1 pseudogene is annotated in these 595 nt (G+C 71.4%); it reads left to right on the top strand.

Features of this window, described 5'->3' with window-relative positions:
- Nucleotides 1-285 precede the first annotated feature (285 nt).
- Nucleotides 286-595: pseudogene (locus ABFY07_RS42825) on the top strand (acyl-CoA dehydrogenase family protein); the annotation flags it as partial.

Genomic DNA, 595 nt, shown 5'->3' with positions numbered 1-595 from the left:
GGCACGGACATCGTGATGGTGCCGTTGCTGGAGGCGACGAAGGAGCTGCGCCTCGTCGATCCCGCGCTGTACGCGGAGGCCGAGGTCTTCTTCGGCTGAGCTTTCATTCGGGGGAAACAATCCGGAAACGGGCCGGGCCTACAAAGGACGGGTGACGCCGTTCGGAGGAAGGCCCGCCCGGATCGACTGCCCCGCGGAGTGCCGCGCGGACACCGCCCGCCGTGCCCACCACGACCGGCTGCTGGCCGTCGAGTCGGACCCGGACGCTGTCCTCGACCTGTTCGAGACGGCCGTGACCTGGGCATCTTCCTCTTCCTCACCCCGCTCAGCGACGAGCGGGGCCACCTGCCGGGCGTCAGCGTCGAGCGGCTGCCGCACACCTCCGGCGCGCCCGTGGACCACTGCGCCACCCGCTTCCACCACGTGCGGCTGCCGCACAGCGCGATGCTCCAGGGCGACCACGGGCGGCTCAGCCCCGACGGGGAGTTCGAGAGCACCCTCGGCAGCCCCCGCATCCGCTTCCTGCGCTCCATCGGCCGGGTGTCGATGGGCAAGCTCTGCATGTCCGGCTACAGCCTGGGCGCCACCCGGCAGG

The sequence above is a fragment of the Streptomyces sparsogenes subsp. cuspidosporus genome, assembly GCF_039532705.1.
Lineage (GTDB): Bacteria > Actinomycetota > Actinomycetes > Streptomycetales > Streptomycetaceae > Streptomyces > Streptomyces sparsogenes.
This window is presented reverse-complemented; position numbering and strand designations above follow the sequence as displayed.